The sequence below is a fragment of the Desulfobacca acetoxidans DSM 11109 genome (assembly GCF_000195295.1).
Lineage (GTDB): Bacteria > Desulfobacterota > Desulfobaccia > Desulfobaccales > Desulfobaccaceae > Desulfobacca > Desulfobacca acetoxidans.
The window spans coordinates 2,266,510-2,292,422 of sequence record NC_015388.1 but is presented as its reverse complement, the minus strand read 5'-3'; the positions used below and the strand labels follow the sequence as shown (position 1 = coordinate 2,292,422).

Below are 25,913 nucleotides of genomic sequence, written 5' to 3'. Positions count from 1 at the left end.
TGGCAGCACAGTGCTTGGCGGGGCGTGCTTCCGTGGGCGCCGCCCGCACGATATTTTTGAACCTGGCGGTCTGTAGCGTTTTGGTGATTGATTTTATCACCAATTTCCATTATTATCCTAAAAGCTTTTTGAGTGATTGTCACTCTTAAAAATCACCCGCCGGTGGCACGGGCTTCCAGCCTGTGTAGAATTTTCTATTAGCTCGGAACTCGGGACTTATTTCCCTGGTAATTGTCGAAGGAATATCCTGATAACTTTTCTTGCGGCCAGCGGCAGGATGCCGGTTCTGGCGAGATAGAGAAGACCTATGGATACACAAGGCCAAGGCAGTTTTGTGCCCGGTATGGTGATCGGGCGCCGGTATGAACTTATCCGGGTAATGCGTTCGGAAGCTCACGGTAAAGTAATGTTGGCCAGGGATCAGGCACTGGACGTGGAAGTGGGCTTGAAATGTCTGTCCAACGAAGTGCCGGAATTCGATCGCTTACTAGAATATTATCGCCGCGAAGCCCTGACGGGAATGAAGCTACATCATCCCCAGATTCTGGGGATACATCACTTAGATGAGACTGAAGAGGGGGTATTCCTGGTTCAGGAACCCTTTGCCGGCAATTCCTTATGGGAGCTATTGGGCCAGAGCGAGGCCCTGACGATTAATGATTCCCTCTATTTTATTGAAGTATTGGCCCAAGGTGTTGCTTATATCCATAAACAGGGAGTTATTCATCAAAATTTCAATCCACAGCAGGTACTGGTTTCGGCTACCGAAGGGATAAAAATCATTAATCTTGCCTTTCCCACCGAACTGGCAGAGATTCAGGCTTACCCGGACCTCAAGGCTTATATCGCTCCTGAAGTCTGGCAGGGGCGTAAGCCATTGGCGGCTAGCAATATTTTTTCTTTAAGCGTTATCGGGTATCGGATGTTAACCGGTGCTTTACCCTTTCCTATGCTAACCGATGAAATTATGCCTTATCAAGCGGCGCAACAGCCATTGGATTTAGAGAAAATTCCCGAAAGTTTACAGCCGCTTTTCTTGCGGGGACTGCATCCCGATCCCGGAAAACGCTTCCCTGCAGCGACAGATTTTTTATCCCAATTATCCATTCTGAGGGAGCGTCTAGCTATCACCGGCCCAAGCCGTAAAAAGCGACCGGAAGAAGAAGGTTTAGTTGCGGTGACTGGCGGGGCCAAGGCAGCCTCCAGGCCGCCATCCGGCGCTGCGGAGCCGGTGGTGGAGATTGACTCTGACTGGCAAGCTCCCGAACCGATTCCCCGCCGCAGCTATTGGGAACAAATGTTGGCCTGGCTGCAGGAGCAACAACATCGGCTCACGGAATACCTGGGGCCTGAGCCGCTCCGTCTCAACCGTCACAAACAGTTGGCAGCCGGGGTTGGCGGTTTTCTAACTTTGCTGCTGTTAATATACGCTCTTAGCTCATTGTTTTTACCCAAACCTCGGGTTGAACTGGCTCAAAGGCCCGAATCGGGGCGGGATAGTGCCCCGGCGATTCAGGCTCCCCTGGAGCTGAAACCCTCTCCTCCGGTTGGCTCCCCGGGACCACCGCAGGAAATACAGCCCGAATCGACGATTAGTACTACCTCTCCGCCAGCCTCGGTTCACGCTCCGGTGATTCCACCCGGTAGCAGTTTGAACGCGCCGGTTGTAGAAAAAACCAAACCCCAACCTTCGGTCGCATCTACAGCCGCGAAAGCCAAAACGCTCCAGACGGCGACTAAATCACCGGCCAGACCTAAAAGCCCGGTTAAGGCCCAACCGGCGGTCAAAACGCCCAAAACCGCTATGAAACTTGCCGCCACCTATGACAAACCGGCAGAAGCTGCAAAATACGCTAATACATTAAGCAAACAGGGCAAGCGGACCATTGTCAAAAAAGTAGTCAAAGGCAAAAAGACTTTTTATCAGGTCTGGGTTAACCCTGCCGCCGGTCAAAGTCAGCAGGGAGCGACCGCCGCAAAGCCCAAAACCGCAGCCAAAACCGGGGTGGCCCGGCCTCACTAGAGAAGCCGGGAATACACGCCCGGAGGAGCGGGTTGTTCTCTCTGAAGCACTCCGGGAGCTGCGGGATATGGCTCCCTACCTTTTTGTGAGGAAGAAGCTTGTGATTGTTAAAGAAACTCGGTTGACTGCACTAGGCCCGCTGCGACGGGGTAAAGTGCGGGACGTTTATACCTTACGCGATGGCCGTTTATTACTGGTGGCCACCGACCGGATTTCAGCCTTTGATGTAGTCATGGCCGATCCTATCCCTGATAAGGGAAAGATACTTAACCAGATATCGGCCTACTGGTTTGAACGTAGCCGAGATCTGACGCCGAACCACCTGATCTCCATTGATATCAGGGATTTTCCGAACGAATGTCAGGCATATGCCGATATCCTGCAAGGACGCAGTATGTTGGCGCACCATGCCCGGCCGCTACCCATTGAATGTATCGTGCGGGGCTATCTGGCCGGCTCCGGGTGGCAGGAATATCAGGAGCATAATTCGGTGTGCGGACAGAAGCTGCCGTCCGGATTGAAGGAATCCGAACGTTTGCCAGAGCCGATCTTCACTCCTTCCACCAAGGCCGAGTTAGGACGCCATGACGAAAATATCACCTTTACCGCAGTCATCAACCTCATCGGCGAGACCCTGGCCCAACGCGTACGAGATCTCAGTCTGGCGATTTATCGCCGAGCCCACACCGAAGCGGAAGCAAAGGGGATCTTGATCGCCGATACCAAGTTTGAATTCGGGCTTATAGGCGACCGTCTGGTCCTGATCGATGAAGTTCTGACGCCAGATTCATCCCGTTTCTGGCCCTTAACCGATTATACCCCCGGCCGCTCTCAAAAAAGTTTTGACAAGCAGTACTTACGGGACTACCTGCTCGGTCTTGGCTGGAATAAACAACCACCGCCACCCCCTCTCCCGCCAGAGGTTATTGCCAATACCCGGCAAAGGTATCTGGAGGCCCTGCGGCTGCTGACCGGCAGAGGAATATCTTAGATTTTACGCCAACGTTGCAGAATCAGAGGGATTGTGGAAAAACGGCAGCAGGTGCCAGCCGGTCGTTGGCCTGCCTCTAGGTCAGGAAAAATTGATCAGGGGGAAATGTGTGCCTGCCTTTCACCCGACTTCGAAGCTCGACCTTTTATGGAGAAGTATGAAATATTACCCAGGCAGCTTATCCATTCCAGATGATCAAGCTATCCGATTTGATAATCTCAAATAATGGAGGAAAGAGTCAGTGCCAGGAGCCAATCATCTTTTTTTCCATTGGGAATCCTTAGGTGATCTGGAAATCGGGCGCCCCAATCTGGGGATGATGGCGCCAGTATTAGTTTATCGTTTGATGCTCTATACCATGCGGACAGTTCTGACCGCGCGGTTCGGCCTGGCAGAAACCAAAAGAATATTTGTTGCCGCCGGGCGCTTGGCAGGGGAGGAATTCTGCCGGCATTTATTAAATACCCAACTAGAGTTTGATAAATTTCTAACCGAACTGCAGGAGAAATTGGTCGAACATAAGATCGGTATCCTGCGAGTGGAAGAATTGGATATCGATACCTGGGATATGACGCTGACCGTAGCCGAAGATTTGGACTGCTCCGGCCTGCCGGTAACCAATGAGACGGTGTGTGACTATGATGAGGGCTTCCTAGGCGGCATTCTAAAAGCCTATACCGGCAATGACTTCCGGGTGGAAGAGATCGACTGCTGGGCCAAGGGGGATCGGGTCTGTCGGTTCAAGGTGAATCTGATTCAGGCAAACTGACCGTTTTTATTTAGAGTTGCCTGCTTTATAATACCTGTTGCCCCTGGCTCGGGGCATGACTTTTTTCTATCAGTCCGGGAATGATAATCGAGAAGCTGACGTATTTATCCGTGCTGCGATCGGCGAAGTTCAGGCTGACCCCCCAGCATTGCCGCTGAAAGATAAGGCTATATTTATTTTCTAATTTTTTGCCGCTGACAAATGTATGCTGGTTGCTAAACCCAACCTTGATCGATCGGAAGAGATCAAGAAAGACGCTCGAATTGATCTGATTGGCGTAGTTCTTGAGGTAGATATAAGATATATTAAGATGATTTCGATCAGCCCGATCCCGCAGTAAAAGATTGACATCCATCCGACTCAATCCCTCATGATAAGGTGATATGCCGGTGTCCAGACCTAGGCCGATCTGTTCGATGGGAAAGGCCATGGTCTCCAGGAAGATATCGGACATGCGGCGGTGCGGCTGCGGTTGGCCGTCCAGACCATAATTGGACGAATTAAAAAATATACTCTGAGTCAATCGGCTCCAAAAAAGGTCGGTGATGTGCGGCAGGCCGGTACTCGATGTTGACCGCCGGAGGAAATGATTCGTCAGCGAATACGTAGTTGCATTGATCCCCCCGATAGGTTCCTCTCCTTCAAAAATCGGATAATTTTTAGTTACCTGATTCTGCCAACCATAATCGAAAGGATCAAATTGAGGGATGCGATTCACATTGAAATTCTGGTAGTTATAATAAACTACTCTGGGTTGGAAGACGTGCCGGACAAATCCCGCGGAGCCCGAACTCCGACCCCAATCTTTAAAGAGAGAGGTGCTGAGGCCGGTCTTGACATCATATAATGAACGGCCATCATATTTGTTCAGATCATCACCGGCGTCCCTGGAATCGACCCGGTAACCGGTTCCCCGCCAACCCGCAACGGCCTCTAAGTCAAAGGTGCCGAATAACCGGCTGTTCAGGGAAAACCGGGGGTGGAAATCCAATCTCTGGCCGCTCAGGCCGTAGTCATGATAATAGTGGGTATAGGCCGTGTTAAGGTGGAAATGGATAGGCCAGGAACCGAGGGGGAGCAAGAGAGTACCCACATTCAAAGAGGGTGCTTTATCAAGTGGACGGGAAATATCCGAATAAAGCGGGCGATAATATTGGCCATAAAAATTGACGCTGCCCTGGGAGAAATTGCGCGTCAGCACCAGGCCGGATACCCTGGTCTTAACCTCAAATTGCTCCAGATTGCGGCCGTAGTCTTCCGCCCAAGAACGGGAGAGCCGATCCAAACCCAGGTAGCCATAATTGTAATCATAAAGATACTGTCCATCACTAGGAATATCCAGGGTACCCTTGGCTGACCAGCCTTGCGGCAGATTCTGGTTTAACATGGCGACGCCCCAGTACCGGTGCGGTGTCGGAGCCTCCTCTTTGCCGTCCCGGATATAAGAGAAACGCGCCGCCCCGCCAGAGTCTTTGTCCCAGGCATAGCGGTATTCCAAACCCTGCAGGTACCCTCTTTTGTTCACCACCATCTGGTAAAGGGTGGCGTCCATATAATTATTGATGGCCCAATAAAAGGGGATTTCCACCACCGTGCCAGCCGCCCGGTGTTGACTGTAAATCGGCATGAGGAAACCTGACTGCCTGGAGGTCTTCACAGGCAGCACCGCAGCCGGAAGGAATGCCACCGGTATAGGGCCCAGCCGCAGGGCAGTGGCCTTACCGATAGCATAACCATCTAGTTTTACGTTCAATTCACGGCTATAAAAACTCCACATCGGCCGATCTGCATCACAGGTCGTGACCACACACTTCTCGGCATGAAAGGTGTCATCACCGGTTTTGCGGATCAGGGCACTGGTGACATGAAAATGGTTGCGTTGTAGAAAGAGTCTGGCCTCAGAGATCTCCCCACAGCGGGTAACCAGATTGAAACGCCCGGTTCGGCCCCGCAAGATATCCTGGCCCAGGACAATGACTACATTGCCTTCCAGTTCGGCAATGCGCGTCGGTCCATGGACCTTAATATATTCGGCTGTTATCCGCCGGTCTCCCTGTCGAATAGTTACTCTTCCGACAGCTTCATAGGTCTGGTCAACGGTATGGTAGACCAGTTTGTCGGCCTTGAGCAGCCAAGGTCCTCCTTCAAAGGCAAGATCCTTGAATATTTCGACTTCTTCTGCCCAGGCTGGCCAGATCAGGCAGCAGAGCAGCACCGGCATCCAGATAACAAGCCGCAGTTTCAAAGTGTTTCCCTAACGGTAATCAGTAAGTTTAATTTCCCAATACTACCATACCCCTTGAATAAAATTCAATGGATTTAGCTGGTATGGTAACCTTTGGTTGAAAATATATCCCTGGTGCAGTAAATATTCTTCTTGAAGGAATACAACATGTCTGATTCCCATCTGCAAGATAGCATGATTGCCCAACGTCTTTTCCTTTGCTTGATTATCTGTTTCTGTCTGTCTGCCTGGCTTGCCTCCGGCAGGCTGGCACTCGCTGCATCCCCGCCGCCAGCGCCAACTTGCCACAATATATTAGGGATACAACTGCGTCTGATCCCTGGTGGACCTTACCTGCTGGGAAGCCCACCTGAAGAATCGGGACGCTATTGGGACGAAGGACCGCAACATTGGGTAAACCTCTCACCCTTCTACATCACGGCTACTGAAATTACCAATGCCCAATATGGAGAGTTTTTGGCGGCCACTGGCCACCCTGAACCCCTTTATTGGCTGGATAGAAACCTCAACGCGCCTAACCAGCCGGTGGTGGGGGTTACCTGGCATGATGCCACCGCCTTTGCCAAGTGGCTAAGCCGGATTACCCAGGAGGAGTATATGCTTCCTACTGAAGCCCAATGGGAGGCCGCAGCCCGGGGCGGCCTAGTAGGGCAGCCTTTCCCGTGGGGGAGCACTCCTCCCGAACAGGGAGGGCGATTTCGGGCCAGCTTCAATCCCAACCCCTACGATAAAGATGGCTTTCGCTATACTGCCCCGGTGGCCAGCTTTCCTCCAAATGGTTTCGGTCTCTATGATATGGCCGGCAACGTGGCTGAGTGGTGTGAGGACTGGTATCATTCCTCCTCGTATACAAAAAGCCGCAAAGAAAATCCTGCCGGACCCGCTTCCGGGACGTCTCGCGTCCTGAGAGGTGGCTCCTGGTATGGCCGGGCCCGAGAATTGCGTTGCGCCGCTCGCCAATCTTTTCGTCCCTCCCAAACCGACGGATTTATCGGGTTCAGGCTGATTCGGCCAGTTTCTCCTTAAACCTTCATTAATTATTTCTATTCGATTTCCTTTTTTTATCAGCCCCATAATAAAATAATAAATACTATCTAATTATTAACATAAATATCTTGACAGATATCTTTATCTTGTCTATATTCATGTATAGAAGAGATTGTGTTTATACCATTACAAGTTCTATCCCTGCAAGGAGGAAAGTAAATGGCTGAAAAGGAATCGAAAGCGTTCGATCCGGCGACCAAGTCGGTAGATCCGGCGACAGTTGAGATGATCAAGAAGGCTCAGGCTGCCGGAGTTGAAACTATCTGGGATCGGGCCGATAAGATGAAACCCTGTCCTATCGGGGCTGAAGGTGCCTGTTGCCGTATCTGTTCCCAAGGTCCCTGTCGGGTACCGCCGGTGAAGAAGGCAAAAGAGGGCGAAGAACAGAAGAAGCAGGCGGTTGGCCTGTGCGGGGCCACTGCCGAAACTATTGTGGCCCGTAACTTTGCCCGCATGGTCTGTGGCGGGGCGGCGGCCCACAACGACCACTCCCGGGGTGTTGCCAAGTTATTCAAGGAAGTGGCGCATGGGAAGGCACCAGGTTATAAGATTAAAGATATCCGCAAGTTAAAACAGCTTGCCCGGGATTATGATGTGCCTCTCACCGAAGGTGAGGGAGATGACAAAAAGTCTCGTTCTACCGAAGTCATTGCCCAAGAATTAGCCGACAAGATCCTGGTGGAGTTCGGCCAACAGGATGGTGAACTCGTTTTTGCCGCCAAACGGCCCCCCAAGAAACGGATAGAGTTATGGCGCAACTTGGGTGTGATGCCTCGAGGTTGCGATATCGAGATTGTCGAGCTGATGCACCGCACTCACATGGGGGTGGATCAGGAGTATCACAATATCTTGAAGCAATGTACCCGCACCGCCATCTCTGACGGCTGGGGTGGTTCCATGATCTCCACCGACCTGCAGGACGTGCTGTTCGGCTGTCCCGTGCCGGTCTCCGGCGAAATCAACCTGGGGGTGTTGAAGGAAGACCATGTCAACATTATCATTCACGGGCACGAGCCGGTGTTGCCGGAGATGATCTATGTGGCCTCCCAGGAACCGGAGATAGTGCAGTATGCCCAGAACAAAGGCGCCAAGGGGGTGCAGTTGGCCGGGATGTGCTGTTCTGCCAATGAGCTCCTGATGCGCCATGGGATTCCCACGGCCGGCAACTACCTGCAGCAGGAGTTGGCTATTATCACCGGCGCGGTCGATGCCATGGTGGTCGATGTGCAATGCGAGATGCAGTCCCTGGCCAATGTGGCCAAGTGCTATCATACCAAATTGATCACCACCGATCCCCGGGCCCGCATCGAAGGCGAAACTATGCACATTCCCATGGATGAGCACCATGCCATCGAGATCGCCCGCCAGATCGTACGGGAAGCCATTGACAACTTCCCCAACCGCAGGGCGCCGGTGTTGATCCCGGATATTAAATATCCCACCGTGGTGGGTTTCAGCTATGAGACCATCCAGTACCTGCTGGGCGGTTCAATCCGGGGTTCATACTACACCCTGAATGACAACATCATCGGTGGCCGGGTACGCGGTGTGGCCGGCGTGGTTGGCTGCAACAACTGCCGCACTCCCCATGACAGCGCCCACCTGGCTATGACCAAGGAACTGCTCAAGAACGATGTCATCGTCCTGGTGACCGGTTGCTCTGCTATGGCTGCGGGTAAGGAAGGTCTGTTGACCCCCGAGGCGGCAGTAAAGTATTGCGGCCCCGGTTTGGCCGAGGTCTGCGAAACCGTAGGCATCCCGCCGGTGCTGCATATGGGCTCCTGCGTGGATAACTCCCGTATCCTGATGGCGGCCACTGCCTGCGTCAAGGCCGGTGGTTTGGGCTCCGACATCAGCGACCTGCCGGCCGCCGGCGCGGCGCCCGAATGGATGAGTGAGAAGGCTATCTCCATCGGTCATTACTTCGTCTCCTCCGGTGTCTACACCGTCTTCGGAGGGTCCTTCCCCACCACCGGTTCTGCACTCTTCACCGATTACCTTTTCAGAGGCTTAGAGGAGGAGTTGGGCGGTATGTGGGATTTGGAGCTTGATCCGGTGCTGGCAGCCAAGAAGATGATTGCCCACATTGACAAGAAACGCGCTGCTTTGGGTATCGATAAGGCCCGTGAACGCGTTCTGTTCGATATGGAAATGCGTCGTGAGATGCAGGCTGGCGGAAGCGAAGAATAGGGAAAAGGTTTTTTTCCTTCCTAGGTCAAAGGGCGGGTATACACCCGCCCTTTTCTAATTCCAGATTGTGCCATTGCCCAACCTAGATTAAGTAAGGGAAGATGGGTTCTGCAGGAGGCTCAAGATCATATTTTTTACGAGCACTTATACCATTTTCTCTTAGAAATGAGACAAACCAAACCGCGGCGGGGCGGGCCTCCCGGCCTGCCATCTTCGAGGGTTTGGGGCTTCTCAAAGTGCACGTGAGGTGATATCCGCCGTCATTACAATAAAAAACGGCACTTGGATGAACCTGAACATATTGCCTATATTCTGAACAATGTATAAGATACTAACTTCTCTGTTAAAGATTTTGAACTTCTTGGAGCAGCGTTAGGTTGAAAGATCAGGAGCAAAGTGATCCCCTAACTTAATTTAGCAAATAATATCTGTGTATTAAAGTGGTATTAACGGCCGATTATCTCTAAAGGCATAGGATTTGCACTTATTCCAGCAGGAAAAAGTTGAGCCGGTTAAAAGGTGTATTTTTCGAGACAATGTTCAAGAATTGAATGTCTTTTAGCCTTTTGTATCAAGTGCACCTAATGCACTGGGGAAAACTACCTACGGAATTTAACATGGGATCATGATCAATTGGTTCGAGAAACGTCGGCATCACCGATTAACCGCAGCCTTGCAACTTTCCTATGAACCCCTTGGGTTGGAAGCTGGCAAGTCGGATCGCTACAAAGGGTATACTGAAAATATCAGTATGGGAGGCCTGTATTTTACCTGTAGTGATCCACCCGCAAAAAACCTGAATGTTAATGATATTGTGGATATTAATATAAAAATCCCCCGCCATAATTACGATCTATCATGGACTAACACACTGCAGACCCGAGGCAAGATAGTAAGAATAGAGCCATTGCCGGATCGGCCATCATCATATGGTGTCGCCCTGAAATTCCTCGAAGACCTGCGCTTCGTTAGTTCTTAAATATTCCCTGCACCATTCTGGATATCCCTAAGGTTCGGTCGGGACCGCCGGTTAAAATATGGTCCAAATAGCATCGGGGGACTATTTCCATAATTCCCTATATAAAAACAGTGAGCAGTGGGCAGTGAGCGGTGTGCAGAAAAAGCATTATTGGGAGCAGCCGCCACGGTTATGTTTTTATGCTTCGTTGTGATCAGCAGAATGTGCCAATTTGTATAATGACATGAAGGCGGGATACACTTCGCTTTTTCGCTCTACAAATTATTTGCTGTGTAATTGTCTATACTTATAAATTGCCCAGGTACGATGAAAGTATGTTCTCTAGGGGCGAACCTTGTGTTCGCCCCCAAGACTTTGGTATAATTATATAATATGCGAGTGTTTTTTTCTTCATATATAAAATTAACAGTAATGTTAAATTATATGAACATTGCTCGGTTCATTTTAAATAATCATTTTAATCGGTGAGAGCAAATCGTAATAGAGTTGCAGTGGCCCTGAGCGGCGGGCTGGATAGCACGGTGGCGGCGGCCCTCCTGTTGAACCAAGGTTTCGAGGTTCAGGGCGTCCACCTGACACTGACTGAAAAGTCCGCCGACATTTCTGGCATTGAGTCTTTATGCCAGTTTCTGGGAATTGCATATTTCCAATTAGATCTGCGGCGGGAATTTAAAGCTCGCATCATTGCGGACTTTGCCGCCCAGTATCGCCTTGGCCTCACCCCTAATCCCTGTGTTCGTTGCAACGAGTTGATAAAGTTTGGTTTCCTGTTTCAAGCCGTTCGCTCTCAGGGTTTTGATTATCTGGCCACCGGACATTACGCCCGGGTCGAGGCTGCTCCTAACGGGATGATGGGCTTATGGCAAGGGGTTGATCCTGATAAGGAACAGTCATATTTCTTGCACCGTCTGTCCCCGGATTGTCTGCCTGCGGTCCTCCTGCCGTTGGGGCGGCTTACCAAAAGTCAGGTGAGAGAAAAAAGTCTTGCCTGGGGGCTGGCCCAGTATTTGCCGAACCGGGAGAGCCAGGAGCTCTGTTTTATCCCAGATGGCGATTATATTGATTTCATGAGGAACATGGATGTGACCGGTCTCGATCGCCCTGGCCCCATCGTCAATCGTCGAGGTGAAGTATTAGGAACGCATCGGGGGGTGGAGCATTACACCGTAGGTCAACGCCAGGGATTAGGGTTGCCGGGTCCGGCACCGTCTTATGTCCTCGAGATCATCCCGGCCGGCAACCGGCTTGTTGTTGGCTGCAAAGCGGACCTGTTGGCCGATGAACTGCTCGTAGAGGATATCAACTGGTTCATACCGGTACCCCTGGAGCCGCTCAGGGCCAGGGTTAAAATACGCTATCGCCATCCTGGCGCGACGGCTATAATTCTGCCCTTGGACCGACGCCGCGTCCGGGTGCGGTTTGACCTGCCGCAAACGGCCATCACGCCGGGACAGGCGGCAGTTTTTTATCAGGACAACCGCCTTCTGGGTGGAGGCTGGATCGTTCGGGAGCAATCGTGAACCGCCTTCGCAACCGCCAGCAGCATTTAGGATTTGTCACCTTTGGCTGCAAAGTCAATCAATATGAGTCGGCCTTCATGGCGGAGCAGGCGGAAAAGCTTACCTTTACCCTGTCGTCGCCGGAAGCTGCTGATATCCTGGTGGTTAACACCTGCACCGTAACGGCGCGCACCGATCGCCAGGTGCGCCAATGTCTGCGGCAGTGGGGTCGTCTGCAGAGCCCGCCGACAATCCTGGTCACCGGCTGTTATGCCCAACGGGCGCCCCAGGAATTGGCGAATTTCCCTGGAGTGAAGGCTGTATTTGGCAACGTTGAGAAGGGGAGGTGGTTGGAGTTGTTGGCCGCCATGTCCCAGACCGCCGGAACCATGGTCCGGGTGTCAGACATTCAGAACTGCAACCGGTTCGTCCCGATGCCGCTGGGCTCATTCTGGGGCCATACTCGGGCTTTTATGAAAATCCAGGATGGCTGCGGCCATTACTGCAGCTACTGCATCGTCCCCCTAGTCCGTGGACCGGAACGCAGCCTTCCATCCTCTGACCTCCTGAGGCAATTACAGCATTTATCGGACGCCGGTTTTCAAGAAATCGTCTTTACCGGGGTCAATCTCTCCCGCTATGGCCGGGACCTGCCAGGGGATAAAGGTCTGATCGATCTAGTGCGGCTTCTCAGGCAGACTTCCTGGCCGCTGCGGTTCCGTTTTAGTTCATTAGAACCCCAGGATATTTCCTACGGCCTGCTGCGAGAACTATCAGATTGGCCCCATTTCTGCCCCCATTTTCATATCCCCTTGCAAAGCGGCGCCTCGGCCGTTTTGGCAGCCATGCATAGAAATTACCAGCCGGCTTGGTTTGAGGCCTTGATCAGAGAACTGACCGCCTTATTTCCCCAGGCTGCCGTCGGGTTGGATGTCATGGTAGGTTTTCCCACTGAAACAGCCGCTGCTTTTGAGCAGACCAAAGAACTGTTGAACCGATTGCCGGTGGCCTACCTGCACGTTTTCCCCTATTCCGCCCGTCCCGGCACGGAAGCCGCCGTTCTTTCTCCTCAGACCAGCGCCCGGGAAGTCGGGCAGCGCGCCAGAAGTCTAAGAGATTTGAGTCACGGTAAAAAACTGGAATTTTATCAACGACATTTAGGGCAGGTGGTCGAAGTGCTGGTAGAGGGTCCGGTTGCCCACCGACCTGGTTGGCTAAAGGGGTTAACAGCGAATTACTTGCGGGTGATGCTGCCCGGACCGCCGGAATGGGTCAATCGCTTCATTCGGCTCAGATTGATAGAAATGAACGGCCAGGACCTCATCGGGGTAGCGATGTGACCTGGCTCTTAATTGAACCTTAATATAAGGAAACTGGGAAACTTCAGCTATCTGAGTGAATAGACCAAAGAACGCTGGTCAGAATGACTCTAACCCATAACCATAGTTCTGCCAGAGACTTCGTCTGTTACGGTTAAGCCATAGCTATTCTGACCCGGCGGGGTAATTGCTGGTAGGGTCTCCAGGTCGGCTGGATTTCGGGTATGCTCAATCGCCAGGTTTGTTGTTGTTCCAGTAAGGCTTGCATGAACTGTTGATGCAGGGCGTGAGAGCCCTTGAATACCCGGATATGTCCGAGAACAGGCCACCCCAAAAGTGCTAGATCGCCGATCAGGTCCAGGATCTTGTGGCGCACGAACTCATCGGCAAAGCGCAGTCCATCGGGGTTTAGCACCCCATGGTCGTCCAAGACAATAGCGTTGTCCAGAGAACCGCCCAAAGCCAAGCCGTTGGCCTGCAATCGCTGAACGTCACGCAGGAAACCAAAGGTCCTGGCCGGAGCGATCTGCCGGGCAAAGGAATTGAGCTGCACCTGATACGCATATTGTTGCCGGCCGATGCATGGATGGGGGAAATCAATGGCGTACGTAACCCTCGGTTGCGAAGCCGGTTCCACCCGGATCCATTTATCGCCCTGGACTACCTCCAAGGGTTTCTGGATGTGGAAGGAGGCCCGAGGCCACCGCAAAACTTTTATACCGGCCTGTTTCAGCCAGGAAACAAACGGCGCAGCACTGCCATCCACGATTGGCACTTCCGGTCCGGCTACTTCGATCCGGGCATTATCAATTCCCAAACCCGCCAGGGCCGCCAGCAGGTGTTCAACCGTGGAAACATAGGCGTCTTTAATACCCAAGGTCGTGGCCATACTGCTGTCCACCACTCGGGAGGAGCGCGCCGGTATTATCGGCCGTCCTGGTAGGTCGGTGCGTACAAAGGTAAGACCGCTGTTGGCCGGAGCCGGGTTGATAACCACCCGCGCCGGACGGCCCGAGTGAATGCCTATCCCCGTACAAACAATCTTTTGTTTAATGGTCTGCTGAAATTGCATTGCCATCCTCCGCCCATACAAAGAGCAAATACCGTGCCAGATGCAAGAGGAATGCGTATGTATAATTTAATTAATAATAATAGATAATTATATATAGACCAACGCCACGTCAGCCATCGCTTGCCGGTACATGTGTGGACTTTTTAACACAGATTGAAGTTGTATCGGCAAATATGACACAATATTCTTTGACAGTCGAATTTGCAGCCAATTCTGGTCCAAGTCCGGGATGCCAGGTTTGCTCAGAAAACCTCTTTCGAAAAAAGTGTAGGTCGTGTATATCATAATAATATGTAAGGCCATGGTGCCGTCGTGTATTGGAGTAACCTATGTCTGCTGATGAATCTCAGGAAATTGATGTTATTGAGCTCACTCCTAAAACACCTTTCACTTTTCGGTGTTATCCGGGAGTGGCCTGCTTCAACGAATGTTGCGCCCGAACTACCATCTTTCTTAGTCCCTACGACGTCTTACGTCTCAGACGGCGTTTAAACCTGTCTTCAGGGGAGTTTCTGCAGCGTTTCACTCACCAGATACCGGACGACGCTTCCGGTCTGCCTTCCGTGGTCCTGACGATGACGGCAGGCGAAACCCGCTGTTGTCCCTTTTCCTCTCCCAACGGCTGTCAGGTATATGAGGATCGTCCTACTGCCTGCCGCTATTATCCGGTGGGGGTGGCGTCTCAGTGGACAGACCAGGGTTTGCAGGAATGTTACGTGTATTTCCAGGAAGACCATTGCAGAGGTTTTGAGGCTGGCGATGAGTGGACCATTGAAAAATGGCAACAGGATCAGGGCGTTCTACCTTACGAGGAGTTCAACCGCGAGTGGAAGTCGATCGTATTGCGGGTTGGTGTCCGCACCGGTAAATCGGTCAGTGCCAAAATGCGGGATGAATATTATATGGCGCTCTATGACCTTGACAGGTTCCAGAGGTATGTTTTTGACAGTGATTTTTTAAAAATTTTTGCAGTAGACCCGGAGCAACTGACGCGGATGCAGACTGACCCCGAGGAGCTGTTGCGCTTCGGCTATCGTTATATCAAATTTATGCTGCGGTTGGAAAATTGTCTGGAGATCAAAAAAGTCCGGATAGCTCCGGACTAGTCCGGCAACGCCACCCTAAATCGATAAAAAGCATCTGGTGCTGAGTTTTTATGCGTTTTGCCCTGTTGCGCCAACGTCCCGGCGCCTTGGGAGGCGCCGAAAATACCCTTTTGTGCCTAAGTCGGGAACTTATCCGGGCTGGCCATGAGGTCACTATTATCGCTGCCCAACCCCGGCCGCCAGTCGCCAGAGAGGTGCTTGCCGGCCTGAACTGGCATCGGGTTCCAGTCTGGCCGGGGAAAACCGGCCGGATTCTGGGTTTCGCCGTCAATGCCCGGCGTCTGTTGCACCGGAGCCGGTTTGACATCATCTTCAGCCTGGAGCGCACCCTTAGCCAGGATGTCTATCGAGCCGGAGACGGTTGTCATCGAGAATGGCTCCGCCGACGCCAGCCCTATGATACTACCCTGGGGCGCCTTCATCTGGCCGGCAGTCCCTTTCACCAAACCCTGCTCTGGCTGGAAAAAAGACTATTTCAGGATCCCCGTCTCAAGTTGGTCATTGCCAATTCCCGTCAGGTGGAGAGCGAAATCCGGCGGCATTATCGGGTTCCCCCAAGCAAAATCCGGGTGATCTACAACGGGGTTGACCGGGAGCGGTTTAACCGGTTTCGCATGTCCGAGCTGCGGCCGGGGGCGGTTGGAAGCCAGAAATGTGATTTCCAAAGGAGCTCTATTCTCTTTGTGGGCTCCGGTTTCAGGCGTAAGGGATTGAACTTCCTCATCGCCGCAATGGCCGAACGGCGTTTGCGGCAATGCCAGTTATTAGTTGTGGGGCCGGGCCGGACGGCACCATACCAACGTCTGGCCCAGAAGCTCGGCATTGCCGGGCAGGTACAATTTCTGGGTCCCCAAACCCGGGTGGAGAATTATTACGCCGTTTCCCGGGTCCTGGCCCTGCCGACAATTTATGATCCTTGCAGCAATGTTGTCCTGGAGGCCCTGGCCTGTGGGCTTCCAGTGGTCACCACATCGGCCAACGGCGCTTCGGAGTTTATCCGAACCGGTGAAAACGGTGTTGTCCTGAACCGCCCTGATGACCGCGCAGCTCTTGCTGCGGCCTTGGAAGAATTCGTGGAACAAGGTATGGACCCACGGGTCCAGGAGAGCGCCGAGGCGGCCGTGGCTCAGCTCTCCTGGACCAGAACTGCGCTCCAGACGCTAAGCGCGCTGAAGGACCTGTCAGAGTTTTAATTAGGGAAGGCTTTCATGAATCAGAGTATGCTGGCCCTTACCTTTGACGGCACCGTAAAATTGCAGGAGGTTCCCCGTCCTCAACCTCGGGCGGGGGAGGTCCTCATCCGGGTTAGGTTAACCGGCATCTGTCAGACGGATATCAATATAACCCGAGGCTATAAAGGGTTTCACGGTATTTTGGGACATGAGTTTGTCGGAGAGGTGGTGGAGGCTCACACTTCTGCATGGCTGGGTCAAAGGGTGGTAGGGGAGATTAATATCGCCTGCGGTACCTGTGATCGCTGTCGGCGGGGACTGCCGCGGCATTGCGCCCGGCGCCGGGTACTGGGTATCTGGGAAAAAGATGGGGCGTTGGCAGAGTTCATCACCCTGCCAGAGGCCAATCTTCATCCAGTGCCTGCCAATGTTCCCGATGCCTTTGCAGTCTTTACCGAACCTCTCGCCGCCGCCCTGGAAATTCTGGAGCAGACGCCCATCGGACCCGACTTTAGGGTGCTGATCATCGGCGATGGCAAACTCGGGCTCCTTATCTCTTTAGTGCTGCGCCTCAACGGCTGCGAACTCCATCTGGTCGGACATCATCCTGAAAAAATGGACTTCATCGAGGCCAGAGGGGTTCAGGTTCATGTGGCTGAGGGATTTGGGGAGAAGGAGTTTGACGTGGTTATCGAGGCCTCCGGATCGCCGGCAGGGTGGCGGATGGCCATTGAGACGGTGCGCCCCCATGGCATTATCATTGCCAAAAGCACCTATCATGGCGCATTCGACTTTAATCCCGCGGCCCTGGTCGTGCCCGAAATCACGGTCGTCGGTTCCCGTTGCGGGCCATTTCCGCCAGCCCTGCGATTGCTGGCCCGGAGATTGATCAACCCGAAAAAACTCATCTCCCGGGTTTATCCCCTGGTTCAGGCCGAGGAAGCCTTACGCTACGCCACCCGGCGGGGCGTTCTCAAAGTTCTGGTGGAGATGCCGCAGTATGAATCAGTTAAGTCTTGATTATGGCGTCCGGCCGAATACCAATCTCCCTGAAGGCATGAGCCCCGTGTGGCTGATGGTCAGGTCGCAGATTTGGTGCGGGCCGCGGCTTATGCTCGAATATCCCGACGGCTACCGTCAGATTATCATCGGCTGGTCCGCCACGGATTCTGCCGCCGATCTGAGGGTTTTCTGGACCGAGGCAACGGAGGGTGGCCCAACTGTCTGCTTGGCCATCGGCGGGGACGGCGGCGTCCGGCTACTGGCCGATACTGGCGAACATCTCAGCTCTGAGGGCCTCAATCTGCCGCCTGGAGAGGGCCGGGCATTCATGGCTCTGGCCGAAAGCCTGATTCCGGAGGAGGTTGCGGCAGTAATCGGACCGGCGCCTTCCCCGAAGCCATTGTTACTGCTATAAGACCCGGATATTGTGGTTTATAAGGAAGCTTCTCTTGATTCAGCCGCATACCGTATCTTTTCGAATCTTTGTCTGTTGGCTGTTTCTCAGCCTCGCACCGATGCCGATCTGGGCTGCCAGCGCTATGGAGTTGCAGCAGGACTTTGTCCGGGCGGTGGAACAGGTGGCGCCGGCGGTGGTAAGTCTTAAATGCGTCAGGGTGGTCACGGTGGCGCCTTTCCCGGGGTTTGACGAGGAGTTCTTTCGGGGGACTCCGTTTGAGGGGTTTTTCCGCAACATGATGCCGCCCCAGGGACTGCAACAGCGACAAGTAGGCCAGGGGTCCGGGGTCATCATCGATCCCCGGGGTTTTATTCTCACTAACCATCATGTCGTGGCCGGGGCCCAGAACATCGTCTTGCACCTGCGGGATGGACGGACGCTGCGCGGGCGCGCCGTTGGTGCTGATCCCCGTTATGATCTGGCCGTCATTCAAGCCGAAACCCCGGGGTTGCCGGTGGCTCCCCTGGGCGATTCCGATCAACTAAAAGCCGGCCAGTGGGCTATAGCCATCGGCAGTCCTTTCGGCCTGGAGAACACCGTTACCGTGGGGGTCATCAGCGCCACGGGCCGGAAAGGGGTAGGGCAGGGGAAGTACGGCGACTTTATCCAAACCGACGCTTCCATTAATCCGGGCAACAGCGGTGGTCCCCTGATAAACCTCAACGGTCAGGTGATCGGCATTAACAGCATGATCGTGGCGCCTGGTCAGGGTATCGGTTTTGCCATCCCGATTAATCTGGCAAAAAAGATCGCAGCCCGTTGGCTGCAATAGGATGTGGAACGAGAGGCTTGGGGCTATATCCTTTGATTTGCACGAGAGACGTTGATTATGACCTCTGCTGGAAGCCCGATTAAGGGCGTTGCTGATAACAATCCTCAACTGCAGCACCATTTTGAGCTGGTTAAAGAAATCATCGCCAAACAGGATATGCTAAGCCGGGTCCCCGAGGAATACCTGGTATTTTCCTTCCAGCATCTCGAAGACCTGGTGAAATTCGCCTATTTTGCCGGTTTCATTCAACTGGGCGAGGCCAGACAGTTTTTGCTGCTGCCGAAAGAGGCAATGAGGCCGCGGCTGCGGCAGTGGTATGAGGAGATCCGGGAGAAAGGCTGCTGGCTCTGTTAAATTCTTATCTTGGAGGGGGCGCCTGATGGACGACGTTGATACCCTGGCATCTCTACAACGCCGGGTTCTTCATTTCCGCCAACAACGGGCTTGGGGGCCATTTCACACACCTAAAAATCTGGCCATGGCCATCGGCATCGAAGCGGCGGAACTGCAAGAACTCTTTCTCTGGAAAAAGGACGACGAAATCGTCGAACTCCTGTCCGGAGACTCCTATAAAACCAGGATACAAGATGAACTTGCCGATATCTTTATTTTTTTACTGTACTTAGGGGAGGCTGTCGGTATCGATCTGTCTGAAGCCATGAAGGCCAAACTTATTAAGAACGAAGAAAAATATCCGGTTGCCAAGAGTTTTGGCAACAGTAAAAAATACAGCGAATTGGAGTGAAGGTGTGCCGTAAGCTATTGGCAGGCTGTTGTAATCTGCATTTGTGGGCCATTGCCCCAGGCATTGTGAATTTATTGCGCATCTGGTACATAATGACAACTAGATGCGCTCTTTTGAAAAAGCGAAATTTGAAAACCCGGATCAAAAACCAATTCCCCGTTAAATCCGGATTATTATTGAAAGTGAGAATCTCCTATTCGCCCGCTAAGATGCCTATTGTAGGGGCGAAGCTCGTATTCGCCCACCTGGATTTAATTTTATGAGAGTATATCCGGTTTTTTTGAATATCGACGGTAGACCCTGTCTGGTGGTCGGCGGCGGGGCGATTGGGGAGCGCAAGGTGCAGGACCTCCTCCTGGCCGGCGCTCGGGTGAGTGTAGTCAGCCGGGAGGCGACCCCGACGCTGTTGGATCTGGCCCGACGAGGCGAAATTCTCTATCGCCAGGAGAATTTCACTCCCGAGCATTTAGACGGCATGGTTTTGGTTATCGGGGCCACAAACAACCTGCAGACCAATCGAGAGATCAGCGCCGCCGCCCAGGCCCGCGGTTTGCCAGTCAATATCGTGGATGCGCCCGCCCTCTGTACATTTATTGTTCCGGCTACAGTCCGGCGGGGAGAGCTGACCCTGGCGATTGGTACCGGCGGTCAGAGTCCGGCCCTGGCCAAAAAGTTGCGCCAGGACTTGGAGCAGCTCTTTGGTTCGGAATATGGCCCGTATCTAGAATTGTTGGGTGCAGTGCGTGCCAAGGTGCTGGCCAGCCGACGAGATCACCCTGATAATCTCACGGTTTTTACCAACATCGTCCACAGTCCCCTCCTTGAACTGGTAAGGAATGGTGACCGGGAAGGTATCCGGAAGCTGTTGGCAACACTGGTAGGGGCTATTCTGCCGCCGGTGGAGATGGCCGAACTACAGACCCAGGCAGCCAGTCTCTTTACTAACAGCCTGCCCACCCGGCTATAAGCTCTGGATCAATATATGGATGCTGGACTCTTAATCCTCGCTTTAAGCTTCTATTTTTTAGCCACCTTCATCTGGCTGGGATATCTGTGGGTGCAGCTCGATATATTGCATCGATATGGCGGCTGGATCATCGGCGTCGGTTGCGTCTGGCACTCTTTAGGACTGGCGCGTCTCACGCTGGAGGCGGGTTTTTTCCCCGTAGCTACGCTCGGGGGAACGCTCAGTCTGTTTAGCTGGGCCCTCGTGGCCGCCTTCCTCCTGTTTAACTGGCGTTACCCGGTCAAGGTATTAGGGGCCTTGGCCGCCCCCCTGGCTGCGCTGATGCTGTGTGGCGCCCTGATACTGCCCCGTCAGGCTGATATCCCACCCCTGCTGCAGAACTTTTGGCTCAGCTTCCATATTGTTGCGGCGTTGCTAGGCAATGCCACCTTCACCATTGCTTTTTTGGGCGGCATCCTTTACCTGGTGCAGGAACATCAGATCAAGTCGAAAAAATTCGGTTTTTTCTATAAACGTCTTCCTTCCCTGGAAACCTTGGATGCCTTAAATTATTACTGTATCAATATAGGTTTTCCGCTGCTTACCCTCGGTATTGTCACCGGATCCCTTTATGCCCAATATGCCCTCGGCGCCTTCTGGCGCTGGGATCCCAAAGAAACTATGACTCTCATCGCCTGGTTGCTCTATGCCGGGTTATTGCATGAACGCCTGGCGGTGGGTTGGCGGGGGCGCCGAGCCGCTTTGTTAGCTATCGCCGGGTTTGTGCTACTCATGATAACCTTTGTGGGTGCCGATTTTTTCCAACGGAGCTATCACCGCTTCGGTGGATTTGGACGGCTGCCGTGATCATAGTTCTCATCGGGCTTAACCATAAGACTGCACCGTTGGCGTTGCGGGAGAAGCTTGCCGGCCTCATCCCCGATGCCGCCCAGGCGTATAACCAACTGCGGCAGATTGCCGCTATCCGGGAACTTCTAATTTATGCTACCTGTAATCGGGTGGAGGTGCTGTTGGCTACGCCTGCTCCTGAGAGCGCCATCCCGCATGTAGTAGACTTTTTTACTTCCTGTCGCGCCCTAGCCGCTGCCGACGTCACCGCCGCGTTGTATGAATATCGGGAAGCTGAGGCAATCAAGCACTTATATCAAGTAGCCTGTGGTCTTGACTCCATGGTCATGGGAGAACCCCAGATATTAGGGCAGGTAAAAGCGGCCTACCGCGAGGCTACCCGGCAACAGGCAACCGGACCTCTGCTGAACCGCCTGCTCCATAAAACTTTTTCGGTAGCCAAGAAAGTCCGCACTGAAACCGGTATCGGGGGGCTGGCCGTCAGCGTCAGCTATGCCGCGGTGGAACTGGCCCGCAAGATCTTCGGCACCCTGAGCGACAAGACCGCTCTGCTTATCGGGGCCGGCGAGATGGCGGAATTGGCCGTAGAACACCTTAATCGGCATGGTGTGGCCCGCCTCATCGTTGTCAACCGTACTCTGGCCCGAGCCCTGGAGCTTGCCAAGCGTTTCAGCGGTGAAGCCGTCTCCCTGGCCGAACTGGAGAACCAACTTCTCAATGTCGATATCATCATTAGCTCCACCGGAGCCCCGGATATCATACTTACCAAAGAACAGGTGAGAGGCGTTATGCGAAGGCGCAAACAACGTCCTCTCTTTCTTATCGACATCGCCGTCCCGCGGGATCTTGATCCGGGGATCGATGCTCTAGATAACGTATATCTATACAATATCGATGACTTGCAGGGAGTTGTAGCGGCCAATCTGCATCACCGGCAAGAGGAGGCAATACGGGCAGAAAGAATTATCGAGACTGAAACCCATAAATTTCTTAAGTGGCGTGGGACTCTGGAGGTAACTCCGACCATTATTCTCCTGCGCGATAAGGCTCAACAGATCTGTGAGACGGAACTCAAAAAGACCCTGACGCAGCTTGGTCCGTTAACCCCGCAACAACAGAAATCAATAGAGATCTTGGCCGAATCTATTGCCTTGAAGCTTCTGCACGATCCCTTCCTGTATCTGAAACGCAACCACCACCCGAAAAACCGCTCCCGCGAACTAGACCTCACTCGGCGGTTGTTCAATCTTGATCCGGACCAACCATCGTAGAGGCAACCCACTCTAGTTGCTCTGTTTATCAAACTCCAGCTGTGGAAATAATTTTAAATTCCCCCTGTCGGGGCGAATCTGGTATGCGCCCTGAGATGTGGGCAAACACAGGGTTTGTTCCTATCATTACCTCCCTGTTCTTCATGCGGTGCGATCGATACGATAGAGAATGCCTACCAGTACGACGCTGCCTAATAACATCCATACCGGGCCAAAAAGCCATAACAACAACGGCCCCGCCAAATAATAGGCCCGCATTCCCAAGGTATAGTGGAGCATGCCCAGATTTAAAATCCGGGAGATATACCCCACCGTCACCGCATCATCCCGGTCCAGAGGCACATTGATCATGAAATTGACATGATTATAATAACGGATTGATAGGGTAAAATTCAGAAAGGCAAAGGAAAAATTTAGAAAAAGCAGGAGAATCTTCAGAACATCGAGATTGCGTGTGCTTCCTATGATCAGATAGGCGCTAAACGGTAGTTCGATGATCCTGTTCTGCTGGAAAAGATAACTCAGCAACCCGATGCTAATCAAAACTGCCGTTGAGGCCAATAAACTGGAGGCCATTACCCAGTTGCGTAAGGTCTGCACCGCCAGGATGTCCCGTTTCTGCTCCATGACTGTTTCAACCCAGAAAGTTCGCAGGTACTGAGTGATACCGATCGCAGTCTGCATGGGGGAGCGTTTTACCTGGAAATAGTAATGCACATGATAGAGCAACAGAATCAGGAGAGTACAAACCGGAAAGACGCTCTCGGTCCAGTTTAGCTGCTGCATAGAAAATCCCTCCTTATATCAAATGCTAAAGTTGCTTATCGAAATCAGATAGGTGGCCGTTGAGGCTATGTGGCGCCAAAAACTGCCGGGAATCCGCCACCATGCAAAAGTGTAGGAAACTTACCGGAAATTCTGAAAAAGTCAATCTGTCGACGCGGCGCCGGTAATAAAATCCTCAGCGTATCTGACTATGTTTCTTTCTTGGTAATTGCCATTGGTTTGGTCTATTATTCTTTTGGATACCAAAAAAGGTAAAATAGGATATCCCCGGAGATGTCTCAATGGATCAATATAATATCGGTAATGTGAGGCCGGGGGCATCGGAGGGAGTCCGTCGGGCATTCGGAGATGAGCATTGCACAAAAGGTGAAATGCTGCTAAACTAAAGGCCAAGCCGGCATAGCTCAGTGGTAGAGCAGCTGATTCGTAATCAGCAGGTCTGGGGTTCAAATCCCCATGCCGGCTCCAGTAATTTGAGACTGTTACATTAAGGGGATTTTCCATGCGAGCGGAAAGATCATAGAGAGATTGGAGAAAGACCATCTTGAACATCAGCACCGGATCCCAAGCGTCCCTGCCCCGATCAACATGAAAATCCCCGCAGGTATGTCGAACAAAACTGAAATCCACCACCTGGCTCAGTTCATACAGGAGGTGCGATCGCCGGGCTAGAAGGTTCTCATAAATATGGTTGCCAAAAAATGAACCGTTGGCTCTGCCTTTCTTGGTCATATCAACCGCGGGAAATTTATTTCCTTGATATGACCACAGGTTAAGCAATTTCGCGAGCCTTTTTGATATCAATTTTACGTAGTATTATCGATACGTTTTGCAACAGTCTTAAAATACAACAAGAATCATCATTTATTGGCCCATTATCATAATCCATAGAAATTTTATCAACAAAGTCCTATCTTCTTATAGTTGCCTTAATCTTTGACATTTGCACCATTTGAGTCTTACGGCGTCCTTCAGGAGGCGACCCAATTTTTTCGAACAGACGGTTTTTCCCGCTAGTCGCCACCCGGTTTCATCAGCATGCAGCACCCCCGCCTGTTTGATCTGCTGGCCGATCTCTTCAGGCGAAAAGGATTGCTGCGCATCGCTGCTAGGCGGCTGCCAGGCCACCCTCAGACAGCATAAATTGTAAGTGGTGGCCCAGCACACTGATGATCTGGGCAATGGTAGCGCCCAGACCATAATGCAACCAGGCGCTGAAAGCTACCAACCGATGACCGAAGGTGGCTTTTGGTAAGGCGTCCGGCACCGACGGTTCGACCATCTTTTTACACTTCGGACACCAATGCCGAGGAATGGTGTGCTCGGTTACCACCGGCTCCATTTCGGCGATATCTTCAACCACTCGGGTGCGCCGCTCGCTGGGCCGACCTAAAGGGGTTCCACAGTCAGGACAATGGGTCAGCGGTGGATGCTCCTGATGATGCGTCACCGGCGGCGTTGGCCGATAATAGCCCTTATGACCTACCTTGGCCCCCGGCTTTTTGCGACGTTTGGAAGCCGCCGGTTTCTCATAGACCGGAATCATGCCAGAAGGTGTTGACGGTGTCATGGCAGACTTCTCGACCGCATCAGATATTCCTTGGGCTGAAAGGATCATGAGGGCGTAAATGACCGCTTCCCGACCCAGGGTATAAATGAACTCTGCCTGTTCCCGAGTCAACGGGCCGGTGAGATCGAAATCGAATAGTTGGTCCGGTGTTGTTCCCACAGGACCTATGATACATATATTTCACAAAAGTACAAGGTCCCTTCTGAAATTTGACAAATTTTTCATTTCCTCAGATGACTGAATAATTACTATCAGTGCTGTCCGGTAGACGATACGTAAAAAAGGTCAATAATACTTAAGAAAATAGTCCCCCCCGCAAGGCTAGCATTAAGTTGCACACGGTAATAACTGATATGCTGCCGAAATGTGTGATCCTGACCGAAGCTAAGATTCACGACATGCAAATTGCCAAAACGCTGCAATTCGATCCAGGTGATTTATTAATTTTTGACCGTGGTTACATCGATTATGCCTGGCTGCATCGCCTCCACCAGAAAGGCGTCTGGTTTGTGACCCGACTGAAATCCAATGCCTGCTTCGAGGTCATCGAAACGTTGAAAAATCCCGCTCCTGACAGGGTTCTAACTGACGAGATCATCCGTTTGAACTCCGAGCATGGTCTTCATAGCTATCAAGGCACCCTGCGCCGGGTGCAATACCGAGACCCTGAAACTGGCAAAGAATATGTCTTTTTAACCAATCGCTTTGACCTGTTTGCCCTCGCCATCGCAGATCTTTACCGGCAACGTTGGCAGATAGAGCTTTTTTTCAAGTGGGTCAAACAAAATCTGAAAATCAAAACCTTTTATGGCACTTCCCGAAATGCCGTCTTAATCCAAATCTGGACTGCTTTGCGCATTCCAATCATTTCGGCTAGCCATTCCACTCTTTTCAGCTAGCTATTCCAATTTTTCCGAAAATCCTGCCGGTTGCCGTTACATTCCCTAGCCGGAATCATTGTAATCGGTGGCCGGTTTGTTTTACATTGGCCTGCCGGATTTCATCGGAGTATGCCCACTGCCCACTGTTCTTATACAAGGTTGAATCAGAGGAAGATTAATTGTAAGGACAAATCTTTTATT

22 protein-coding genes, 1 tRNA gene and 2 pseudogenes are annotated in these 25,913 nt (G+C 52.3%); 20 read left to right on the top strand and 5 right to left on the bottom strand.

Going from position 1 to position 25,913, the window contains the following annotated elements; all coding sequences use genetic code 11:
• The first annotated feature begins 307 nt into the window (after positions 1-307).
• The 3 genes from DESAC_RS10235 (at position 308) to DESAC_RS10225 (ending at position 3,783) form a co-directional block, all read left to right on the top strand.
• On the top strand, positions 308-2,023 hold the full coding sequence (locus DESAC_RS10235; RefSeq protein ID WP_013706993.1) for a serine/threonine-protein kinase: 1,716 nt from the start codon (positions 308-310) through the stop codon (positions 2,021-2,023).
• Between the two features lie 67 nt (positions 2,024-2,090).
• Positions 2,091-3,014 carry a phosphoribosylaminoimidazolesuccinocarboxamide synthase gene (locus DESAC_RS10230; RefSeq protein ID WP_013706992.1) on the top strand — a complete coding sequence of 308 codons (924 nt, stop codon included), beginning with the start codon at positions 2,091-2,093 and terminating at the stop codon, positions 3,012-3,014.
• A 241-nt stretch (positions 3,015-3,255) separates the two neighbouring features.
• A complete protein-coding gene (locus DESAC_RS10225) occupies positions 3,256-3,783 on the top strand; it encodes a V4R domain-containing protein (RefSeq protein ID WP_013706991.1) in 528 nt (175 codons plus the stop codon).
• A gap of 25 nt (positions 3,784-3,808) precedes the next feature.
• Here DESAC_RS10225 and DESAC_RS10220 read toward each other — a convergent pair whose 3' ends face one another.
• The gene (locus DESAC_RS10220; RefSeq protein ID WP_013706990.1) at positions 3,809-6,028 is read right to left on the bottom strand and encodes an LPS-assembly protein LptD; all 2,220 of its coding nucleotides are present in this window, start codon (positions 6,026-6,028) and stop codon (positions 3,809-3,811) included.
• Positions 6,029-6,175: 147 nt separating this feature from the next.
• On the opposite strand from DESAC_RS10220, the gene DESAC_RS10215 reads away from it, so the two are divergent.
• The 5 genes from DESAC_RS10215 to mtaB all read left to right on the top strand — a co-directional run bounded on the left by DESAC_RS10215 (position 6,176) and on the right by mtaB (position 13,083).
• Entirely contained in the window at positions 6,176-7,054 is an 879-nt protein-coding gene (locus DESAC_RS10215; protein WP_013706989.1) for a formylglycine-generating enzyme family protein, read from the top strand.
• Between the two features lie 180 nt (positions 7,055-7,234).
• On the top strand, positions 7,235-9,265 hold the full coding sequence (cooS, locus tag DESAC_RS10210) for an anaerobic carbon-monoxide dehydrogenase catalytic subunit (protein ID WP_013706988.1): 2,031 nt from the start codon (positions 7,235-7,237) through the stop codon (positions 9,263-9,265).
• Positions 9,266-9,890: 625 nt separating this feature from the next.
• Positions 9,891-10,244 (top strand): PilZ domain-containing protein, encoded by a 354-nt coding sequence (locus DESAC_RS10205; RefSeq protein WP_013706987.1) that lies wholly within the window; start codon positions 9,891-9,893, stop codon positions 10,242-10,244.
• Positions 10,245-10,708: 464 nt separating this feature from the next.
• On the top strand, positions 10,709-11,764 hold the full coding sequence (mnmA, locus tag DESAC_RS10200; RefSeq protein WP_013706986.1) for a tRNA 2-thiouridine(34) synthase MnmA: 1,056 nt from the start codon (positions 10,709-10,711) through the stop codon (positions 11,762-11,764).
• Positions 11,761-13,083 (top strand): tRNA (N(6)-L-threonylcarbamoyladenosine(37)-C(2))-methylthiotransferase MtaB, encoded by a 1,323-nt coding sequence (gene mtaB, locus DESAC_RS10195; RefSeq protein WP_013706985.1) that lies wholly within the window; start codon positions 11,761-11,763, stop codon positions 13,081-13,083. Before mnmA ends, mtaB begins: the two co-directional genes overlap by 4 nt.
• A 133-nt stretch (positions 13,084-13,216) precedes the next feature.
• Here mtaB and lpxC read toward each other — a convergent pair whose 3' ends face one another.
• Positions 13,217-14,134 carry a UDP-3-O-acyl-N-acetylglucosamine deacetylase gene (gene lpxC, locus DESAC_RS10190; protein WP_013706984.1) on the bottom strand — a complete coding sequence of 306 codons (918 nt, stop codon included), beginning with the start codon at positions 14,132-14,134 and terminating at the stop codon, positions 13,217-13,219.
• A gap of 329 nt (positions 14,135-14,463) precedes the next feature.
• Between lpxC and DESAC_RS10180 the strand changes: the two genes are divergently transcribed.
• The 10 genes from DESAC_RS10180 to hemA all read left to right on the top strand — a co-directional run bounded on the left by DESAC_RS10180 (position 14,464) and on the right by hemA (position 22,475).
• On the top strand, positions 14,464-15,240 hold the full coding sequence (locus DESAC_RS10180) for a YkgJ family cysteine cluster protein (RefSeq protein ID WP_013706982.1): 777 nt from the start codon (positions 14,464-14,466) through the stop codon (positions 15,238-15,240).
• 50 nt (positions 15,241-15,290) lie between these two features.
• Positions 15,291-16,433 (top strand): glycosyltransferase family 4 protein, encoded by a 1,143-nt coding sequence (locus DESAC_RS10175; RefSeq protein ID WP_013706981.1) that lies wholly within the window; start codon positions 15,291-15,293, stop codon positions 16,431-16,433.
• 15 nt (positions 16,434-16,448) lie between these two features.
• On the top strand, positions 16,449-17,432 hold the full coding sequence (locus tag DESAC_RS10170) for an MDR/zinc-dependent alcohol dehydrogenase-like family protein (protein ID WP_013706980.1): 984 nt from the start codon (positions 16,449-16,451) through the stop codon (positions 17,430-17,432).
• Positions 17,413-17,829, top strand: a complete 417-nt coding sequence (locus tag DESAC_RS10165) for a hypothetical protein (RefSeq protein WP_013706979.1) — start codon at positions 17,413-17,415, stop codon at positions 17,827-17,829. Before DESAC_RS10170 ends, DESAC_RS10165 begins: the two co-directional genes overlap by 20 nt.
• Before the next feature lie 34 nt (positions 17,830-17,863).
• Entirely contained in the window at positions 17,864-18,643 is a 780-nt protein-coding gene (locus DESAC_RS10160) for a trypsin-like peptidase domain-containing protein (RefSeq protein ID WP_013706978.1), read from the top strand.
• 57 nt (positions 18,644-18,700) lie between these two features.
• Positions 18,701-18,997, top strand: a complete 297-nt coding sequence (locus tag DESAC_RS10155; RefSeq protein WP_013706977.1) for a hypothetical protein — start codon at positions 18,701-18,703, stop codon at positions 18,995-18,997.
• A 25-nt stretch (positions 18,998-19,022) separates the two neighbouring features.
• On the top strand, positions 19,023-19,388 hold the full coding sequence (locus tag DESAC_RS10150) for a nucleotide pyrophosphohydrolase (protein ID WP_013706976.1): 366 nt from the start codon (positions 19,023-19,025) through the stop codon (positions 19,386-19,388).
• 259 nt (positions 19,389-19,647) lie between these two features.
• Positions 19,648-20,355, top strand: a complete 708-nt coding sequence (locus DESAC_RS10145; protein ID WP_013706974.1) for a precorrin-2 dehydrogenase/sirohydrochlorin ferrochelatase family protein — start codon at positions 19,648-19,650, stop codon at positions 20,353-20,355.
• A 15-nt stretch (positions 20,356-20,370) separates the two neighbouring features.
• Positions 20,371-21,201, top strand: coding sequence for a c-type cytochrome biogenesis protein CcsB (gene ccsB / locus DESAC_RS10140; protein ID WP_013706973.1), 831 nt, complete (start codon positions 20,371-20,373; stop codon positions 21,199-21,201).
• On the top strand, positions 21,198-22,475 hold the full coding sequence (gene hemA, locus DESAC_RS10135; RefSeq protein ID WP_013706972.1) for a glutamyl-tRNA reductase: 1,278 nt from the start codon (positions 21,198-21,200) through the stop codon (positions 22,473-22,475). The genes ccsB and hemA overlap by 4 nt, the downstream gene beginning before the upstream one ends.
• A 141-nt stretch (positions 22,476-22,616) precedes the next feature.
• On the opposite strand, the gene DESAC_RS10130 is transcribed toward hemA, so the two are convergent.
• On the bottom strand, positions 22,617-23,261 hold the full coding sequence (locus DESAC_RS10130) for a DUF599 domain-containing protein (RefSeq protein ID WP_013706971.1): 645 nt from the start codon (positions 23,259-23,261) through the stop codon (positions 22,617-22,619).
• A gap of 393 nt (positions 23,262-23,654) precedes the next feature.
• Between DESAC_RS10130 and DESAC_RS10125 the strand changes: the two genes are divergently transcribed.
• Positions 23,655-23,729: transfer RNA gene (locus tag DESAC_RS10125), tRNA-Thr, on the top strand.
• A 48-nt stretch (positions 23,730-23,777) separates the two neighbouring features.
• Here DESAC_RS10125 and DESAC_RS17070 read toward each other — a convergent pair.
• Together DESAC_RS17070 and DESAC_RS10120 are read right to left on the bottom strand one after the other, a co-directional pair.
• Positions 23,778-23,993 (bottom strand): annotated as a pseudogene (locus tag DESAC_RS17070) (transposase); the annotation flags it as partial.
• Between the two features lie 376 nt (positions 23,994-24,369).
• A complete protein-coding gene (locus tag DESAC_RS10120) occupies positions 24,370-24,990 on the bottom strand; it encodes an IS66 family transposase zinc-finger binding domain-containing protein (RefSeq protein WP_013706970.1) in 621 nt (206 codons plus the stop codon).
• A gap of 167 nt (positions 24,991-25,157) precedes the next feature.
• On the opposite strand from DESAC_RS10120, the pseudogene DESAC_RS10115 reads away from it, so the two are divergent.
• A pseudogene (locus DESAC_RS10115) lies at positions 25,158-25,685 on the top strand (IS4 family transposase); the annotation flags it as partial.
• Positions 25,686-25,913: the final 228 nt, after the last annotated feature.